Source organism: Actinomadura parmotrematis, from assembly GCF_019458805.1.
GTDB lineage: Bacteria > Actinomycetota > Actinomycetes > Streptosporangiales > Streptosporangiaceae > Spirillospora > Spirillospora parmotrematis.
Map to the genome: position 1 here is coordinate 1 of NZ_JAIBOA010000059.1, position 266 is coordinate 266.

Consider the following 266-nt stretch of genomic DNA (forward strand, 5'->3'; position numbering starts at 1 on the left):
AACCGGCACCGCGCGGCTGGAGACCACCTACGGGGTCTTGGAGATCGGGGAGGGCGACTACGCCGTCGTCCCCACCGGCACCATCCACCGCTGGGTGCCCACCGGCACCGAACAAGTCCGGGCGCTGGTCATCGAGGCCCGCGGGCACATCCGCCCGCCCAAGCGCTACCTGTCGCAGTACGGCCAGTTCCTCGAACACGCCCCCTACTGCGAACGCGACCTGCGCGGACCCACCACCCCGCTGCTGGCCGAGGGCGACAACGTCG

1 pseudogene is annotated in these 266 nt (G+C 71.4%); it reads left to right on the forward strand.

Annotation, left to right across the window (positions count from 1 at the left end):
• Nucleotides 1–266: pseudogene (locus K1Y72_RS35845) on the forward strand (homogentisate 1,2-dioxygenase); the annotation flags it as partial.